General features: G+C 61.6%; 15 protein-coding genes. 9 read left to right on the top strand and 6 right to left on the bottom strand.

Going from position 1 to position 18,355, the window contains the following annotated elements:
- Positions 1-5 precede the first annotated feature (5 nt).
- The 3 genes from AB4N92_RS25195 to AB4N92_RS25185 all read left to right on the top strand — a co-directional run bounded on the left by AB4N92_RS25195 (position 6) and on the right by AB4N92_RS25185 (position 4,313).
- Entirely contained in the window at positions 6-1,244 is a 1,239-nt protein-coding gene (locus AB4N92_RS25195) for an MFS transporter (RefSeq protein WP_029529153.1), read from the top strand.
- Positions 1,245-1,386: 142 nt separating this feature from the next.
- A complete protein-coding gene (locus AB4N92_RS25190) occupies positions 1,387-2,973 on the top strand; it encodes an ABC-F family ATPase (protein WP_010210624.1) in 1,587 nt (528 codons plus the stop codon).
- Between the two features lie 164 nt (positions 2,974-3,137).
- Positions 3,138-4,313 (top strand): MFS transporter, encoded by a 1,176-nt coding sequence (locus AB4N92_RS25185; protein ID WP_010210626.1) that lies wholly within the window; start codon positions 3,138-3,140, stop codon positions 4,311-4,313.
- On the opposite strand, the gene AB4N92_RS25180 is transcribed toward AB4N92_RS25185, so the two are convergent.
- Entirely contained in the window at positions 4,307-5,344 is a 1,038-nt protein-coding gene (locus AB4N92_RS25180) for an alpha/beta hydrolase family protein (RefSeq protein ID WP_236267292.1), read from the bottom strand. The two genes, AB4N92_RS25185 and AB4N92_RS25180, sit on opposite strands and share 7 nt — an antisense overlap.
- A gap of 228 nt (positions 5,345-5,572) precedes the next feature.
- Complete coding sequence (locus AB4N92_RS25175) at positions 5,573-6,184, bottom strand: FMN-dependent NADH-azoreductase (RefSeq protein WP_010210629.1); 612 nt, start codon at positions 6,182-6,184, stop codon at positions 5,573-5,575.
- A 125-nt stretch (positions 6,185-6,309) separates the two neighbouring features.
- Between AB4N92_RS25175 and AB4N92_RS25170 the strand changes: the two genes are divergently transcribed.
- On the top strand, positions 6,310-7,218 hold the full coding sequence (locus AB4N92_RS25170) for a LysR substrate-binding domain-containing protein (protein WP_010210630.1): 909 nt from the start codon (positions 6,310-6,312) through the stop codon (positions 7,216-7,218).
- Positions 7,215-7,571 (top strand): MmcQ/YjbR family DNA-binding protein, encoded by a 357-nt coding sequence (locus AB4N92_RS25165; RefSeq protein ID WP_042571187.1) that lies wholly within the window; start codon positions 7,215-7,217, stop codon positions 7,569-7,571. Before AB4N92_RS25170 ends, AB4N92_RS25165 begins: the two co-directional genes overlap by 4 nt.
- A 384-nt stretch (positions 7,572-7,955) precedes the next feature.
- Here the strand turns inward: AB4N92_RS25165 and AB4N92_RS25160 are convergent, their stop codons facing one another.
- The gene (locus tag AB4N92_RS25160; RefSeq protein WP_010210632.1) at positions 7,956-8,339 is read right to left on the bottom strand and encodes a DUF1294 domain-containing protein; all 384 of its coding nucleotides are present in this window, start codon (positions 8,337-8,339) and stop codon (positions 7,956-7,958) included.
- Positions 8,336-9,166 carry an undecaprenyl-diphosphate phosphatase gene (locus AB4N92_RS25155; RefSeq protein WP_010210636.1) on the bottom strand — a complete coding sequence of 277 codons (831 nt, stop codon included), beginning with the start codon at positions 9,164-9,166 and terminating at the stop codon, positions 8,336-8,338. The genes AB4N92_RS25160 and AB4N92_RS25155 overlap by 4 nt, the downstream gene beginning before the upstream one ends.
- 218 nt (positions 9,167-9,384) lie before the next feature.
- Between AB4N92_RS25155 and AB4N92_RS25150 the strand changes: the two genes are divergently transcribed.
- The 3 genes from AB4N92_RS25150 (at position 9,385) to AB4N92_RS25140 (ending at position 12,202) form a co-directional block, all read left to right on the top strand.
- A complete protein-coding gene (locus AB4N92_RS25150; RefSeq protein WP_021491978.1) occupies positions 9,385-11,019 on the top strand; it encodes a methyl-accepting chemotaxis protein in 1,635 nt (544 codons plus the stop codon).
- 104 nt (positions 11,020-11,123) lie between these two features.
- Positions 11,124-11,687 carry a nicotinamide riboside transporter PnuC gene (gene pnuC / locus AB4N92_RS25145; protein WP_069673095.1) on the top strand — a complete coding sequence of 188 codons (564 nt, stop codon included), beginning with the start codon at positions 11,124-11,126 and terminating at the stop codon, positions 11,685-11,687.
- Entirely contained in the window at positions 11,684-12,202 is a 519-nt protein-coding gene (locus tag AB4N92_RS25140) for an AAA family ATPase (protein ID WP_021491977.1), read from the top strand. Before pnuC ends, AB4N92_RS25140 begins: the two co-directional genes overlap by 4 nt.
- A 51-nt stretch (positions 12,203-12,253) precedes the next feature.
- Here the strand turns inward: AB4N92_RS25140 and ggt are convergent, their stop codons facing one another.
- Positions 12,254-13,978, bottom strand: coding sequence for a gamma-glutamyltransferase (gene ggt, locus AB4N92_RS25135; RefSeq protein ID WP_236267290.1), 1,725 nt, complete (start codon positions 13,976-13,978; stop codon positions 12,254-12,256).
- Positions 13,979-14,138: 160 nt separating this feature from the next.
- On the opposite strand from ggt, the gene AB4N92_RS25130 reads away from it, so the two are divergent.
- Positions 14,139-14,786, top strand: a complete 648-nt coding sequence (locus AB4N92_RS25130) for a TetR/AcrR family transcriptional regulator (protein WP_021491976.1) — start codon at positions 14,139-14,141, stop codon at positions 14,784-14,786.
- A 41-nt stretch (positions 14,787-14,827) separates the two neighbouring features.
- Here AB4N92_RS25130 and AB4N92_RS25125 read toward each other — a convergent pair whose 3' ends face one another.
- Positions 14,828-18,355, bottom strand: coding sequence for a molybdopterin cofactor-binding domain-containing protein (locus AB4N92_RS25125; protein ID WP_236267288.1), 3,528 nt, complete (start codon positions 18,353-18,355; stop codon positions 14,828-14,830).

Here is an 18,355-nt window from a genome sequence, read left to right as displayed (position 1 = left end):
TCGCCGTGGCCAAACACTCCGACCTGCGTAACGCCTTGTCCCTGGACAGCCTGAATTTCTTCCTCGCGGATGTGCGCGACGGCCTCGGCCCTTACTTGGCCATTTACTTGCTGGCCGTGCACAAATGGGACCCGGCCAGCATCGGCGTGGTCATGACCCTGGCCGGCATCGCCGCCTTGCTCACCCAGGGACCGGCGGGGGCGCTGATCGACCGCACCCGCAGCAAGCGCGCAGTGGTTGCGTTGGCCGCCATCGTGGTGACCGGCAGTTGCCTGCTGCTGCCCTTTGTCAGTTCCTTCAGCCTGGTGGCGTTGACCCAGGCCGCCAGCGCCGTCGCCGCGTCCGTGTTCGCTCCGGCAATCAGCGCAATCTCCCTGGGCATCACCGGGCCACGCGCGTTCACCCGCCGTACGGGGCGCAACGAAACATTCAACCACGCCGGCAATGCCGTCGCGGCGCTATTGGCCGGCGGCTTGGCGTATCTGTTCGGCCCAGTGGTGGTGTTCTACCTGATGGCCTTTATGGCGGTGGCCAGCGTCATCGCGATCAGTTGCGTGTCGGCTGAGGCCATCGACCATGACGTCGCCCGAGGTTTTGACCCGGAGCACCACACTGACCACGAACAACCCTCCGGTATCAGCGTGTTGCTGTCGAACCGCCCGCTATTGCTGTTCGCCATCTGCTGCGCCCTGTTCCACCTGGCCAACGCCGCAATGCTGCCGCTGGTCAGCCAGAAACTCTCACAGATCAATCTGCAGATGGCCACGCCGCTGACGTCGGCGTGCATCGTCGCCGCGCAATTGGTGATGGTGCCGATGGCTTGGCTGGTTGGGCTCAAGGCCGACATCTGGGGACGCAAACCCTTGCTGATGGCCGGGTTCATCATCCTGCCGCTGCGCGGTGTGCTCTATACGCTGTCCAGTGATCCCTATTGGCTGGTTGCCGTGCAGATGCTTGACGGCATCGGCGCGGGGATCTTCGGCGCGCTGTTCCCGGTCATCGTCAAGGACCTGACCCAAGGCACCGGGCGCTTCAACGTCAGCCTGGGCGCCCTCTCCACCGTATTCGGCCTGGGCGCGGCACTGAGCAGCAGCCTGGCCGGTTTCGTGGTGCAACAGGCCGGCTACAACGCCGCGTTCCTGACCCTGGCCGGCGTGGCGGCCCTGGCATTGGCGCTGTTGTGGCTGGCGATGCCGGAGACCTTGGCGAAACCTTCCTTCGCTAGACATACAACTGTCGCCTGACATATGCGACAATGCGCGCCAAATTCCAACACACATCCAAAATTTTCTGCTCAGCGACCGGGTTTCGCGCCTTGATGTCGCTGTTGACGCATGCCTGAAGGCGCCTGCCGACACGCTCGCAACCCATTGATAGGTAAAGTAATTGATCTCCACAGCTAACATCACCATGCAGTTCGGCGCCAAGCCGCTCTTCGAGAATGTCTCGGTCAAGTTCGGCGCCGGCAACCGTTATGGTTTGATCGGTGCCAACGGTTGCGGCAAGTCGACCTTCATGAAGATCCTCGGCGGCGACCTCGACCCGTCCGGCGGCCAGGTGATGCTGGAGCCGAACGTACGCCTGGGTAAACTGCGCCAGGACCAGTTCGCCTACGAAGAATTCACCGTGCTCGACACCGTGATCATGGGCCACGAAGAGCTGTGGAAGGTCAAGGCCGAGCGCGACCGTATCTACTCGCTGCCGGAAATGAGCGAAGAAGACGGCATGGCCGTGGCCGAGCTGGAAACCGAGTTCGCCGAGATGGACGGCTACACCGCCGAATCCCGTGCCGGCGAACTGCTGCTGGGCCTGGGTATTCCGTTGGAACAACACTTCGGCCCAATGAGCGAAGTGTCACCAGGCTGGAAACTGCGCGTATTGCTGGCCCAGGCGCTGTTCTCCGATCCTGAAGTGCTGTTGCTCGACGAACCGACCAACCACTTGGACATCAACACCATCCGCTGGCTGGAAAACATCCTGACCCAGCGCTCCAGCCTGATGATCATCATCTCTCACGACCGTCACTTCCTGAACAGCGTGTGCACCCACATGGCTGACCTGGACTACGGCGAGCTGCGCCTGTTCCCGGGCAACTACGACGAGTACATGACCGTGGCGACTCAGTCCCGCGAGCAACTGCTGTCGGACAACGCCAAGAAGAAGGCACAGATTTCCGAGTTGCAATCCTTCGTCAGCCGCTTCTCGGCCAACGCCTCGAAAGCCAAACAGGCCACTTCCCGTGCCAAGGCGATCGACAAGATCCAGTTGGCCGAAGTCAAGCCATCGAGCCGTGTGAGCCCGTTCATCCGTTTCGAGCAGAACAAAAAGCTGCACCGCCAGGCGGTCATCGTCGAGCGGATGGCCAAAGGCTTCGACGGCAAGCCTCTGTTCAAGGACTTCAGCTTCCAGGTTGAAGCGGGCGAGCGCGTAGCGATCATCGGCCCGAACGGTATCGGCAAGACCACCCTGCTGCGCACCCTGGTCAACGAACTGACCCCGGACGCCGGCAGCATCAAATGGACCGACGCCGCAGAGCTGGGCTACTACGCCCAGGACCATGCACATGACTTCGAAGACGACGTCACGCTGTTCGACTGGATGGGCCAGTGGACCCAAGGCGAGCAAATGATCCGTGGCACCCTGGGTCGCATGCTGTTCTCCAACGACGAGATCCAGAAGTCGGTGAAGGTGATTTCCGGTGGTGAGCAAGGCCGCATGCTGTTCGGCAAGCTGATCCTGCAAAAGCCAAACGTGCTGATCATGGACGAACCGACCAACCACTTGGACATGGAATCCATCGAAGCGCTGAACCTGGCGTTGGAGAACTATCCGGGCACGCTGATCTTCGTCAGCCACGACCGTGAGTTCGTGTCGTCCCTGGCCACCCGCATCATCGAGTTGAGCGCCACCGGCGTGATCGACTTCAGCGGTACCTATGATGATTACCTGCGTAGCCAGGGTGTGGTGTTTTAACAACAGCCATTCGTTTTTAGCTGCAAGCGGCAAGATAGAGCCCCGTCCTGTGTGACGGGGCTTTTTGCATGGGTATGCCGCACCCTCATTAATAGATAGCCTGCTTTCTTTTCCCTTGGGCCCTTGCCATGATGCACTCACCGCCCGCCCGCGAACGAGTGCCCATGTCTGCCGCCGCCCCCAGCTCCCTGTCGATCACCCTGCAGATCGTTTCCATCGTCTTTTACACCTTCATCGCGTTCATCTGCATCGGCCTGCCGATTGCGGTGATTCCAGGCTATGTGCATGAGCAACTGGGCTTCAGTGCCGTGGTGGCCGGAGTGACGATCGGTTCGCAATACCTGGCGACCCTGCTCAGCCGCCCCATGGCCGGGAGAATGTCGGATACCGTGGGCACCAAGCGTGCCATTGTCTTGGGCTTGGCAGGGATTCTGGTCAGTGGCGTGCTGACGTTCTTTGCGACCTGTCTACAGAGCATGCCTGCCTTGAGCCTGAGCATCTTGATTGTCGGTCGACTGTTGCTGGGCGTGGCCCAGGGTCTGATCGGCGTGGGCACCATCAGTTGGTGCATGGGCGCCGTCGGCGCCGAACACACGGCGCGCTCGATCTCCTGGAACGGCATCGCGTCCTACGGCGCCATCGCCATTGGTGCACCGCTGGGTGTGGTGATGGTGGCCGAATACGGCTACAACAGCCTCGGCATTGCGCTGGCGGTACTGTCCGCGCTGGGCCTGGTGCTGATCCGCAATAAACCCTCGGTGCCGGTGGTGCGCGGTGAGCGCCTGCCGTTCTGGGCGGTGTTCGGGCGTATCGCGCCATTCGGCGCCAGCCTGTGCCTGGCGTCGATCGGCTACGGCACCCTCACCACTTTTATCACCCTGTATTACCTTAATCGCGGCTGGGCCGGTGCGGCGTACTGCCTGACGGTGTTTGGCGTGTGTTTTATCCTGTCGCGGTTAGTGTTTATCTCTGCGATCAGTCGGTTTGGTGGCTTTCGTGCCGCAATCGCCTGCATGACTATCGAGACCCTCGGCCTGACGCTGCTATGGCTGGCACCGTCGACTGGCGTGGCGTTGATTGGCGCCGGGCTGACCGGTTTCGGCTTGTCGCTGGTGTACCCGGCGCTTGGCGTGGAGGCCATCAAACAGGTGCCCAACAGCAGCCGTGGCGCGGGGCTGAGTGCTTATGCAGTGTTTTTCGACTTGGCCTTGGCGATTGCCGGGCCGTTGATGGGCGCCGTGGCACTGAACCTCGGCTATGGCTGGATCTTCTTCTGCGCCGCGTTGTTATCGGTGACTGCGCTGGGCGTGACCCTTTTGCTCAAGCGGCGCGCTTACTGATCAGCCGTCTGCATTCCGGCGCGGGTGGATTGGCCGAGGGTGTGACTGAAAAAACGCCCCGCTTCGGAAATCAGGTCGCGGTGGATGCCCTCGCGGTCGACGCCATCGGCATCGGTGCAGATCGCCGGCATGGCCGCCAACTGATCACTGTCACACGGCGCCATGAACACGAAGTGCCCTGCCCCGGCTAACAGCTTGAAGTCCGGCGGTTCCGGCAGCTTGCGTGCAAGCGCCGCGGCGTTCTTGTCCACGGCCACCAACTTGTCGCCGTCGCCGCTGTAGAGCAGCACCGGCACATGCACGTCGGCCAGGGTGTGGCGGCCGAACATCAAACTCAACGGTGCCATCAACATCAACGCATGAATGCGCGGATCGGATTGCGGTTGCAGGTCGTGGCGGTCCACCACCAGTTCACCTTGAGTGGTGCAGGCGTCGCGATCTTCCGGCCGCTCCTGGCAGTAGCGGCGCAAGCGGTCGAAATCCGGCTTGGCACCCGCCAGGATCAACGCGGTTTCGCCGCCGGCCGAGTAACCGATCACGCCCACCTGGTCGACGTTGACGAACGGCGACAACATCGGGTCGCCCAAGGTCGCGGTGATCGCTTCGGAAATCTGGATGGGCCGGCCATACAGGTTACTCACCGTGCCCAGGCGGCTATGGTCCTTGTAGTTGTCGCCCGGGTGCAGCACCGCCACCACCACAAAGCCTTTGCGCGCCAGCGACGTCGCCAGGTCATGCAGAGCCAGCGGCGTACCCGTGTTGCCATGGGACAGCATCAGCATCGGAAAACGGCCGATGGCAATCCTGGCGTCTTCCGTGGCGGCGACGTGATAGGCGCCCAGCGGCGTGGTGTGTTCAAGCCCGGTGGAGGGATAAAAGGCAATGGCCTTCATCGGCTGCAAATCCAGCGGATCAAGGAACGTCATGCGATGAAAGCCCACACTCCAATGCGGGTGCGGCGCTGGCGCGGCGTGCACTGAAACCAGGCCACCGAGCAAGGAAAGAACCATAACCGCACAAAGACGCATCATGAGGATGTCCACCTTTGCTGCAAAAAAACCGGCATGTCGGGTTGAAAAGTCCATGTTCAAGGCGCTCGACCGGATGATAAACCCATGCGTGCATAACCTGGGCCAACGTATTGACCGCGGGTAAACGAAAAAAACTCCGTAGTCAGGTCGTTTTGAGGCGACCCAAATACAGAGTTTAGACGTCCCGTTTCATAATGAAACGGGGATCAGCACGGTTTTACCTAAGCTTTACGCAGCCGCGAACAATTGTTCGTTGATCAGCACATTGGCGTCGCTCAGGGACTTGCTGCGGAACTCGTCGCCATACGCCAGGCCGTGGGCGCGGACGAACTCGATGTCGGTGATGCCAAGGAAGCCCAGCAGCACTTTCAGATAATCTTCATGGGCCACACCGGTCGCTTGGCCGACATGCAGGCCGCCCGACGTCGACACAACGATGACTTTTTTGTTGCCGCACAGGCCTTCCGGACCCGCTTCAGTGTAACGGAACGTCTGGCCGGCGACGGCGATGCGGTCGATCCAGGCTTTCAATTGAGTCGGGATGGTGAAGTTGTACATCGGCGCGGCGATCACCACCGCGTCGGCAGCGAGGAATTCAGCCAGGGTCTTGGCGCTGAGCTCTGCTTCGTGCTGTTGCGCGGCACTGCGCTGGTCAGCCGGGGTACCCAGGGCGCCCAGGGTCGCGCCGGAAAAGTGGTTGAGGCCTTCGGCCGCCACGTCACGGTAGGTCACTTCCACGCCCGGCTCAGCCGCTTGCCATGCCTTGACCACACCAGCACTGAGCTGACGGGACGCCGAGTTGTCGCCGAGGATGCTGGAATCGATGTGCAACAGTTTCATGTGGGATCTCCGGTTGGGATCGTCAGGGGCGATCAGATGGTGGTGATGCTACGCATGAAACCAATAGCTGATAAGGCACCTGAAATGCGATAGTTTGTCCCACTGACAGGACAATAGGCTGACCCATGCAAGACCTCAACGACCTCTACTATTTCGCCAAAGTCGTGGAAGCCGGTGGCTTCGCTGCCGCCGGCCGGCTGCTGGGAATTCCCAAGTCGCGGCTGTCGCGGCGGATCGCCGAGTTGGAAGAACGCCTCGGCGCGCGCCTGCTGCAACGCACTACCCGCCAACTCACCCTCACGGCTGTCGGCGAGCGCTACCTGCGCCATTGCCAGGCGATGCTGCTGGAGGCGGAAATGGCCGATGAGGCGGTGGCCAGCATGTCCAGCGAGCCCCGTGGGAGGCTGCGCGTCAGTTGCCCGGTGGGCATGGCCCAGCACATCTTGCCGGAACTGGTGGCTGGATTTCTTGCGGCTCATCCCCAGGTGCAGCTGGAGATGACCCTGGTCAACCGCCGTGTCGACCTGGTCGCCGAGGGCATCGATGTCGCCCTGCGCGTACGCGAACTGGGCGATGAAGACCCGCTGCTGGTCACCAAGCGCCTGCGCCAGGCCCAGACCGTGCTGGTGGCCAGCCCCGCGCTCATGCTCGGTCGCCACGTGGCGACCCTTGAGGATCTCAAACAGTTACCGATCCTCGGCGCGCTGGAGGCGGATCGCCTGGTGCATCAACGCATTCTCGACCCTCAGGGCAACGCCCACGACCTGGCGATGGAGGCTCGCCTGGGTATCGACGATTTTATCGTGCGCAAAACCAGCGCCATCATGGGCCTGGGCTTCACCGTACTGCCGATGATGTACTGTGAAGAGGAATTGGCTAACGGCCGGCTGGTGCAACTGCTGCCGGAGTGGTCCTTGCCTGGCGGCTGGCTGCAAGCGGTTTACCCGCATCGGCGCGGTGTGCTGCCGGCGATCCGGGCCTGGATCGACTACTTGGAAGAAGGCTTCAAAGGCTGTGGAGACCGCTTGCTATGAAAATGACCGAAGAACAAGTCGCCAGTTTCTGCCTGAGTCTGCCCGGCGCGCGGGAAGACTATAAATGGGGCGGTGTGCGCGTATTTTCGATTGCCGGCAACAAGATGTTTGCCCTGCAGAACCTGCGCGGTGAATCGCTGGCGTTCAAGGTCGATAAGGAACTGTTCCTCGGCCATGTGGACCGCCCAGGCATCCACCCGGCGCCCTACCTGGCGCGCGCGCAGTGGATCATCATGAACACGCCCTACCCGCTGGGCGCTGATGAACTGCGTGGCTTGCTCCAGCGCTCCCACCAGTTGGTGGTCAGCAAGTTACCCAAGCGCACGCAGATCGGGCTGTTGCTGGGTGTTTGACGTGCTGTTGCACCCTAGGTATCTACATCAATTTTCGGTGTTGCGCCGGCCTGTGGCGAGAGAGCTTGCTCCCGTGACGGCCTGATAGTCGCCCGAGACCTATCCGATGTAAATCGATCAATAGGTGGGAGCTGGCTTGCCTGCGATTGCGGACTCCAAGCCGACCATGCGCTTGAGTTGGAATGAGTACATATCCATTCCGGCGGTAACCGCTACTTAGGGTTCCGCCCTTACGGCGGCTCACTTTTGGAAAGACCCAAAAGCAAGCAAACGGTCTTCGCCCTACCACTCGGCACCTCGCCTAGGCTCGGCGTGCCCTCACTCCGGCTTGAATCCGTGGGCCGCCGCACTGAGCCATCCTTGGCCCAGTGCGGATATCCGGGCCTAAAGCACTGAAACCAGTGTCCCCCCCAGAAACATCTGGTCCAGCCAGAACACTTGATGCAGCAGCACGATCACCCAGAACAGCACCTGGTAAGACACCTTGCGCGTCTTGTGGCGGAACACTTGCTGGGCAATCAACGCCCCCGGCCAGCCGCCCGCCAGTTCCACGGCGTGCAGGATGTTTTCCGGGGTGCGCCAACTGTCGGTACGGGCCTTGCGCTTGTCACTCCAGTAGAGGAAGAACGCGATCACGCTGACCACGCCATAGGCCGCCAGCGGGATCACGGTCTCGCCGCGCTGCCATACCAAGATTGAACCCAGTAACGGCGCTGCGCACAGCAGCAGGAAGATCGCCGCCTTCAGGCGTGGATGCTGGATCATCATGCCTTCGCGGCCGCCCAGTCGATCCAGCCGAACTGCCAGGTCGCCAGGATCAGTAGGCCGAATGCAATGCGGTACCAGGCAAACACGGCATAGCTGTGGCTGGCGATGAACTTGAGCAGGCCCTTCACCGCAATCATCGCGAAGATGAACGAGGTCACAAAGCCGATGGCAAACACCGGCAAGTCCGCAGGCTGGAACAGGTCGCGGTACTTGTAGCCCGAATACACAGCGGCACCCACCATGGTCGGCATCGCCAGGAAGAACGAAAACTCGGTAGCGGTCTTGCGCGACAGGCCAAACAGCAAGCCGCCAATGATGGTCGAGCCGGAGCGGGAAGTCCCTGGGATCATCGCCAGGCACTGGGCCAGACCGACCTTGAGTGCGTCTTTCCAGGTGATGTCATCCACGGTTTCGGCATGCACTTCATGCTCGCGGCGCTCGGCCCACAGCATGATGATGCCGCCCACCACCAGCGCCGTCGCCACGGTGATCGGGTTGAACAGGTAGTGGTGAATCAGGTCGGCGAAAATCACCCCCAGCACCACTGCCGGCAGGAAGGCGATCAGCAGATTGACGGTAAACCGCTGGGCCTTGCGCTGGGTCGGCAGGCCACTGACCACTTCGAAAATCTTGCCACGGAACTCCCACACCACTGCCAGGATCGCGCCCAGTTGGATGATGATATTGAACGCATTGAAACGGTCGCCGGTAAAGTCGAGCACGTCGGCGACGATGATCTGGTGGCCGGTGCTGGAAATCGGCAGGAACTCGGTAAGCCCCTCCACAACGCCAAGAATCAATGCCTGTATGGCGGTCCAAAAATCCATGCTTCCCCCAAAGGTCTTGCTCTATGGCAAGCCTTGTTGATCTTTTTAATGGTTCACTGACGACAAGATACGGTGTTGAGTTTCAACCCCGAGCTGCAAAAATCTTGTGAAATATCAGACAGTACTCAGGTTTTCCGAATGCAGGCCGAAAGCCTATCAGACGAGGCGGAAAAGTCGATGCAGCCCCACAATTATAAAAAGCACGGAGTGACAGGACCATGAACAGTTTGCGCAATATGTCGATCAGCCGACGCCTGTGGCTGATCCTGATAGTCGCCGTGCTGATGCTGTTGGCCCTGGGTATGCTGATGCTCAAGCAGATCCACGACGACCTGTACCAGGCCAAGCGCCAGCAGACTCAACACGTGGTCCAGACCGCCAGCGGGATCCTGACGTTTTATCACGGTCTCGAAACCACCGGCGTGATGACCCGTGAAGCCGCCCAGAAGCAAGCGTTGAGCGCGGTGCGTGGCTTGCGCTACGACCATGATGACTATTTCTGGATCAATGACCTCACTCCCGTGATGATCATGCACCCCGCCAACCCCAAGCTCGACGGCCAGAACCTCTCGGCCATCCGCGACCCCGATGGGTTTGCCGTGTTCAACGAGTTCGTGATCCTGGCCAAGGCCAAGGGCGCCGGCATCGTCAACTATCGCTGGCCGAAACCGGGCGCCGAAGCGCCGGTGGCCAAGACCTCGTATATCCAACTGTTCGAACCGTGGGGCTGGATCATCGGCTCCGGCGTGTACGTAGACGATGTGCAGGCCGAGTTCAGCAGCCAAGTCTGGAAAGCCTCGTTCATCGGCCTGGCTATCGCGCTGGTGATGGCGCTGCTGGTCTCACTGATCGCCCGCAGTATTGTGCGGCCGTTGCAAGCTGCAGTGAACGCCATGGGCAACATCGCCAGCGGCGAAAGCGACCTGACCCGCAGCCTCGACACCCATGGGCAGGACGAAGTCACCCAACTGTCCCGGCACTTCAACAGTTTCACCGCCAAGCTGCGCCAGGTAGTCGGCCAGTTGCAGGTGTGCGCCAACGCCTTGGGCCAATCCTCGCAGGAGCTGGGCAGCAACGCGACCCAGGCCCATGACCGTAGCCAGCAACAGTCCCAGCAGATGGAACTGGTGGCCACCGCCATCAACGAAGTCACCTACGGCGTGCAGGATGTGGCCAAGAATGCCGAACACGCCGCCAGCGAAATGCGCGACGCACAGGCCCAGGCCCAACAAGGGCAGGTGAATATCGACAGCAGCCTGCAGCAGATCGATCAGCTCTCCGGCACCATCAGTCAGGCGGTGGAAGTGATTCGCACCCTATCGGCAGAAAGCACCCAGATCGGCAGCGTGCTCGAAGTAATCCGCTCGATTGCCGACCAGACCAACCTGCTGGCCCTTAACGCGGCCATTGAAGCAGCACGCGCTGGCGAGCAAGGGCGTGGCTTCGCCGTGGTGGCCGATGAAGTGCGACTGCTGGCCCAGCGCACGCAAAAATCCACCGCCGAGATCCAGGGCATGATCGAGCGCTTGCAAGGCCACTCGGAAGCGGCGGTCAAGGTGATCAGCGACAGCCACAGCGCCTCACAGCTGACCATCGAACAAGCCGGCCAGGCCGGCGCCAGCCTGACCGCCATCGGCGAGTCACTGCGCAACCTCAACGGCCTCAACGCCTCGATTGCCAGCGCCACCCTGCAACAAGCGCATGTGGTGGAGGACATCAACCAGAACGTCACCGAGGCGGCCGGTTTGTCCCACAGCACGGCATTGGCGGCGGAGCAGTCGAGTGTGGCGAGTGCGCATTTGCGTGGTCTGAGCGAACAGCTCGACGGCCTGCTGCGTCAATTCAAGGTCTGATCCGGGGGTGAGCGGGCTAGCCCCGCTCACCCCATCAGTTAATTCCTACGCCAATCTTCTTTCGTTACAATCACCGCCCTCTCCCATTCTCCCAAGGAACCACCATGTCCGGGCTTGAACTGTTCGCCGCCGCCCTCGGGGTGATCGCTGTGTGGCTGACCGTCAAGCAAAACCCCTGGTGCTGGCCCATCGGCCTGGTGATGGTGTTGCTGTACACCTGGGTGTTCTTCGACGTGAAACTCTATTCCGACATGCTGCTGCAAGTGGTTTACGCCGCGTTGCAAGTCTACGGCTGGTGGCAGTGGACCCGTGCCGGCGAGGTCAAGCAAGGACGTCAGGTCACCAGCCTCGGTGTCCCGGCGATCATGGCCAGCCTGGCGGTGGGCGCAGTCGGTAGCCTGTTGCTCGGTGCCGCCATGGCCCAATGGACGGATGCTGCCCAGCCCTGGCTCGACGCCGCCCTTACCGGCTTCAGCCTGGTAGCGCAGATGTGGATGGCGCAGAAACGCGTGCAGTGCTGGCCACTGTGGATCGCCGTGGATGTCATCTTCGTCGGGCTATTCCTCTACAAAGGCCTGTACCTCACCGCCGCGCTCTACGCGCTGTTCACCGTGATCGCCGTGCAAGGCTGGCGCGAATGGCGCGCCGACCCGGCGTTGCACGCATGAAAGTGGTGGTACTGGCGGGCCCCGAATCCAGCGGTAAAAGCTGGCTGGCGGCGGAGTTGCAGGCGCATTTCGGCGGGTTGATGGTGGGTGAATACGTGCGTTATTTCATCGATCACCATCAACGCGACACTACCCTGGCGGACATCCCGGCCATCGCCCGTGGCCAGATGGCCTGGGAAGACGACGCCCGCGCCAAGCAGCCTGAACTGTTGATCCTCGATACACATCTGCTGACCAACAAGCTCTGGAGCCAGACCCTGTTCGGCGCCTACCCGGCCTGGCTCGACAGCGAACTGCTGGCCCGCCACTACGACCTGCACCTGTTGTTGTCACCGGAAGATGTGGAATGGACCGCCGACGGCCAACGCTGCCAGCCGGCACTGGCGGACCGCCAGGCATTTTTCCAGGAAAGCCTGGCGTGGATGCAGCAGCATCAGGAGACGGTTGTGGTGATCCGAGGGGACTGGGAAGCGCGTCGGAAAGCGGCATTCGCCGCAGTCGATAAAGTGCTGTAGGGGCGAGCTTGTGAGGTTTCGCGAGCACGCCCCTACAGCGATGAGCAGCGTTTAGTAGCCCAGCGACAGGCCCGTGTTACGACGCGGGTCATTTGCGCCGTAGAAACGGTTGTTACCCACCGGCTTGCCCCCCAGGGACGGCGCACCGACCAAAATCGCCGCCAAGTGGTTGGCATCCTGCGGACCGGCAAACGTGTGGCCCCAGATTTCGAGGATCTTCTGGGTGTCCGGGCTCACCGCGAAGGTTTCAAGGTTGGTGGTTTCCGGCATCCATTGCTGGTGGAAACGCGGGGCGTCCACGGCTTCCTGGATGTTCATCTTGTAGTCGATGACATTCAGGATAGTCAGCAAAGTCGCGGTAATGATGCGGCTACCGCCAGGCGTACCGACCACCATCACCGCCTTGCCGTCCTTGGTCACGATGGTCGGGCTCATCGACGACAGCGGCGCCTTGCCTGGAGCGATGGCGTTGGCTTCACCCTGGACCAGGCCGTACATGTTCGGCACGCCGACCTTGACGGTGAAGTCGTCCATTTCATCGTTGAGGATCACCCCGGTCTTGCTCGCCATCACGCCCGCACCGAACCAGTCGTTGAGGGTATAGGTGACCGACACCGCGTTGCCCCACTTGTCGACGATGGAATAGTGAGTGGTGTTGTTGCCTTCATGGGGCGACACACCCGGCTTGATCGCCTGGGAGTCACCGGCTTTTTGCGGTTCGATGGCGTCGCGCAGTTTCGCCGCGTAGTTTTTGTCCAGCAGGTGCTCAATCGGGTTCTTCACGAAATCCGGGTCGCCAAGGTAGCTGTTGCGATCCACGTAGGCATGGCGCATGGCTTCGATCTGGTAGTGCAGGCCCTGGGCCGAGTGATAGCCAAGGTCAGCCATCGGGTAGCCTTCGAGGATGTTCATGATCTGGCAGATCACCACGCCGCCGGAGCTTGGAGGCGGCGCCGAGACCACATGGTAGCCACGGTAGTCGCACTCGATAGGCGCCAGTTCGCGGGTCTTGTACTTGTCGAGGTCCGCCTGGGTGATGATGCCCTTGCCGGCCTGGCTGGAATCCACCAATGCCTTGGCGACCCACCCTTTGTAGAAACCGTCGCTGCCCTTGGCCGAGATTTCCTTGAGGGTCTTGGCCAGGTCTTTCTGCACCAGTTTCTGGCCGACCTGCATCGGCTGGCCGTTGTGCAGGAAGATCCCGCGCATGTCCTGGTCTTTCTCGAACTCGCCGGTAGCGGTGTGCAGCAGGTCGATATCACCCTGCTCCAGCTCGAAGCCGTTTTCCGCCAGTTTGATCGCCGGGGCGATGACTTGGGCGCGCTTGAGAGTGCCGTATTTGCTCAGGGCCAGCTCCATGCCCGAGACGGTGCCGGGCACGCCCACGGCCAAATGGCCCTTGGCGCTGAGGCCTTCGATGACATTGCCATCTTTGTCCAGGTACATATTGGCGGTGGCAGCCAGCGGGGCTTTTTCGCGGAAGTCAAGGAAGGTCTTGCGCCCGTCCGCCAGTTGCACGGTCATGAAGCCGCCGCCGCCCAGGTTACCCGCCGCCGGGTACACCACGGCCAGCGCGTAGCCCACGGCCACCGCCGCATCGACCGCGTTGCCGCCGGCCTTGAGCACATCCACGCCCACATGAGTTGCCAAATGCTGGGCCGTCACCACCATGCCATTTTCACCGCCCACCGGGGCCTGGGACGCGGCTTGCACACCACTGACCGTCAACACCAGAGCGGTGGCAATCAAGGTACGGCTGAAGGGTTGGTATTTCATCCATGGCTACTCTAGTTATTGAGACGCACCAAAATAGCCCGCCGCGGATTTAATCCCCAGCGCAATGGCGTTTTTATTACAGAACTTGTCGGTCATAGAACGGACGCGAAAAACCCCATGCTATATTTCGCGCCCTGACTGTCGTGCAAGGCGCTTTGATATGGCGATCAAGAAAACCGGTATCCGCGCCCAACAGGCTGACCAGACCCGCGCGCGTATTCTCCAGGCGGCGGTCAAGGTGTTCACCCGCGACGGTTATTCCGGCGGGCGGGTCGACAGCATCTCCAAGGAAGCCGACTCCAACGACCGCATGCTCTATTACTATTTCGGCAGCAAGGAACACCTGTTCGTCTGTGTGCTGGAGCACACCTACGAGCAGTTCAACCACGCTGAAAGCAAGCTCAAGCTGAACCTCGACGCACCGGAGCAGGCGTTGCGTGACCTGGTGGCGTTTATCTGGAATTACTACGTCAAGCACCCGGAGTTCGTGGCGATCCTCAGTATCGAGAACCTGCACCAGGGCAAGCATGCCCGGCAGTCCGGCGAGATGCGGCGGCTGTCGGGTGAAGCGGTAGGCGTGCTGCGGCCGATCATCGAGGCGGGTCAGGCCCAAGGCGTGTTTCGCCTGGATGTGGACCTCAAGCACGTGTATTTGATGATCGCCTCGCTGTGCTACTTCTATAACTCCAACCGCCACACGCTAAGTTCGTTCCTGGGCGAAGACCTGGCGGAAAAGGCGCAGCAGCAGGATTGGCTGGGGTTTATCAGTGATTTGGTGGTGCGGGGTGTAACACCGATTCCGCTGTAACAAGCCAGCGCCCCCATCTGCTCCTCATAGGCGTTGAACGATCAGTGCGTACCGGGGTTGGCGCGCAGGTGGGCAACCTTCTGTTCCAGCCCCTTCCACTGCGGCGCATTCGGCGCAAATTGCGCGCGCAGATACGCCGCCAGATCCGCCACCTGGCTATTGGACAAACTGTCCTTGAACCCCGGCATGTAACCCAGATCCTGGGTCGCCGGTTTGCTGATGCCTTGCAGAATCACCTTGATCAAATTATCCGGCTGGTCGCTGTGCACGTTGGTGTTGGTGGCCAACGACGGGCTCACCCCAAACAGTTTCGGTCCCAGGCCATCCGCATGGCAAGCCTTGCATGCACCTTCGAACACCCGACGGCCATCGGGATTCGGCACATTGGCCGCCGTAACCGCCGGGGCCTCGGCCGCCGCATCACCCTTGAGCGACGCCAGGTACACCGCCATCGCACGGATATCCGCCTTGGGCAGTTTCGACAACTCACTCACCACCGGCCCCATCGGGCCCGCTGCCACGCCATGGGCATCGGAATACCCGGTGCTCAGATAGGTAAACAGTTGGTCCTCGGTCCACGGCGTCGACGCGTTGGACAACCCATTGAGGGCCGGAGCCTCCCAGCCATCAACCGTACCACCGGCGAGGAACGACTTGCCGCCCTTCTCCGCTCCCATCAGGTTACGCGGCGAATGGCAGGCGGCGCAGTGGCCCAGGCCGTTGACCAGATAGTTGCCGCGGTTCCATTGTTCGCTGCGCTCAGGCTGCGGCGAGATCTCGCCACGCCGCAGGTTCAGGGCATTCCAACCCGCCATCAACGGCCTGATATTGAACGGAAAGCGCATGGCATTCGGCGTCGGCGCCTGGCTCACTGGCACCTGGGACATCAGGTAGGCATACAGCGCCTGCATGTCCGCCTCATTGATATTGCGAAACGCCGTATAGGGAAACGCCGGGTACAGGTTGCGCCCGTCTCGACCAATGCCGTCACGCATCGCTCGCTCGAACGCCGGGTATGACCAGGCGCCGATCCCGGTCTTCACATCCGGGGTGATATTGCTGCTGTACAGCGTGCCGAACGGCGTCTGCATCGCCAGCCCACCGGCATTGGTCGCGCCACCAGGCGCCGTATGGCACACCGCGCAATCGCCCACCGCCGCCAGCAACCGCCCGCGCTCCAGGGTCGCCTTGGACCAGGTGCCGGCGCTGGGTGGCGCTATCGGTGGAATTTCAGCGTGGAACGGCCAGGCCGTCGCCAGCACCGCGCCCAAGGTGGCAAACAGTGCGCCGAACCACCACTTCCGGCGTTTCTCAGGCGACTTGGCTGGCTCGCCCAGGGTGCCCGCATTCAATGCTGCCAGCACGCGTTCCGGGGTGATCGGCAGCTCGCGAAAACGGATGCCGGTGGCGTCATAGATCGCGTTGGCAATCGCCGCCGCACTGGGTACCGAGGCCGACTCACCGGCGCCCATGGGCGGCTGGTCCTGGCGCGGCATCATCATCACGTCGATCTTTGGCACTTCGGGGAACGTCAGGATCGGATAACCGCCCCACTCCTTACTCGCCACCGTCGACTCTTCAAACGTCACCCGCTCCTTCAACACACGGCTGGTGGACTGGATCACATTGCCGTGGATCTGATGCTGCACCCCGTCTGGGTTGATCATCATTCCCGAGTCATGCCCGATCACGACGCGGGTCACCGACACATCGCCGGTCTGCTTGTCGATCGCCACATCCGCCACCCACGCCGCCCAGGCCGCGCCGAAACCGGGGAACTTGCTGTGGATGTAACGCGCGTAGGCAAAGCCACGGCCACGCAGCAGATGGTCGTCGCTGGCGGTTTGCATCGGTGCGGTGCGCGGCGTCCAGTTGGCACGTTCGGCGGTGGATTTCACCAGGTCTATGGCGCGCTCGTCCTTGAGGTAGCGCAAGCGGTATTCCACCGGATCGACGCCAGCGGCGAAGGCCAGTTCATCGATATAGGACTCGTGGGCAAAGGTGTTGGGCAAGGCCGATACGCCACGCATCCATGAGGCGCGCACGATGGGCGCCATGTCGTTGATGGTCACGCGCATAGTGTCGATGTCATAGGGCGGAATCGAGGTGCGGTCGCCCATTTCGAACATCGCCGCCACCGGTTCCACACGTCCCGTCAGCAGCAATGCCAAAGTCGGTGCGCCATTGGACGGATAGCTGGTCTCAAAGTCGTAGGCGGCGATGCTGCCGTCGGCGTTGAGGCCACCGTCGACATCCATCAATTGTGCAGTGCCCTTGGGCTCCCATAGGTGTTCCTGTTCGCGGGTCAATTGCACGCGCACTGGTTTGCCGACGGCACGGGAGAGCAGCAAGGCATCGGCACACACATCGTCGGCGCAATTGCGCCCGTAACAACCGGCGGCCTCCAGGCGAATCACATCGATCAGCGCTTCATCACACGCCAACAACCACGCTAAGTCGGCCCGTAACAGGTGCGGGTTCTGGCTGCCCGACCACACCCGGCTGCCGGCTGGCGAGTAATCCGCCACACCGCAGGAGGGGCCGATCGACCCGTGCATCTGGTACGGCCAGAGATAACTGCGCGGCATGCGTTGGCTCGCGCCCCCCAGGGCTTCGTCGACATTGCCCTGATCCAGCACGGTGCGGCGTACGCGGGGATTGTCGCGGATAGCCTGTTCGACATCCGTCATGTCCGGTAACCCGTGGTTCCAGGGTTTCCAGTGCACCTGCAATTCACTGGCGGCCTTGACGGCCTGCTCTTCACGCAGTGCAACCACGCCGACAAAATCCCGGATCACCACCACCGCAACGATGCCGGGGACATGAGCGATAGACGATTCGTCCACACTCAGCAGGCTGTTGCCGACAAAGTCGCCGCAATCGAGCCCTGCGTACGGCGGACGAATGACCCGGCCATGGAGCATGCCCGGCACGCGCATATCGTGCACGTAAGTCAGCTCGCCAGTGGCTTTGCCGGGGATATCCACCCGAGCAGCGCCCTTGCCCACCAGGCGATAGTCCTCGATGGGTTTCAGCGGCGCATCACCGCTGATGCGCAATTGGTCATGCTGGCCGCTGACCAGTTCAGCATACGTCGTGGTACGCCCGTCTGCAGCGTGGATGACGCCGGCGTCGACCTTGAGGCTGGCAGTGCTGACACCCAGGCGCCCCGCCGCCCGCGCCAACAGGAAACGCCGCGCTTCGGCTGCCGCATTACGCAAGGGCACCGCTGATATCTGCAGGGTCGCACTGGCAATGGTTGCCCCCTGGTTGGGCACGCGCTCGGTATCGCCGAGCACCATCTTTACCTGCTCCATCGTCAGGTCCAGCTCTTCGGCGACGATCTGTGCCAGCGAAGTGCGGATACCGGTGCCCAGGTCCACATGACCATTGAACGCGTACACCAAACCATCATCGTTCACCGCAATAAACAGCCCCAGCTCCTTGGGCTTCACCGTAGGCGTGCCGCCCTTGGCCACCGGCCCCGAAGGCGGCAGGACATCGTCGATGATCAACAAAACGCCGGTCTTGGCCAGCCACTGGTCACGGGAAAGGGAAGTGTCGGTCAT

Source organism: Pseudomonas sp. S3_A09 (genome assembly GCF_054668065.1).
This window is presented reverse-complemented; position numbering and strand designations above follow the sequence as displayed.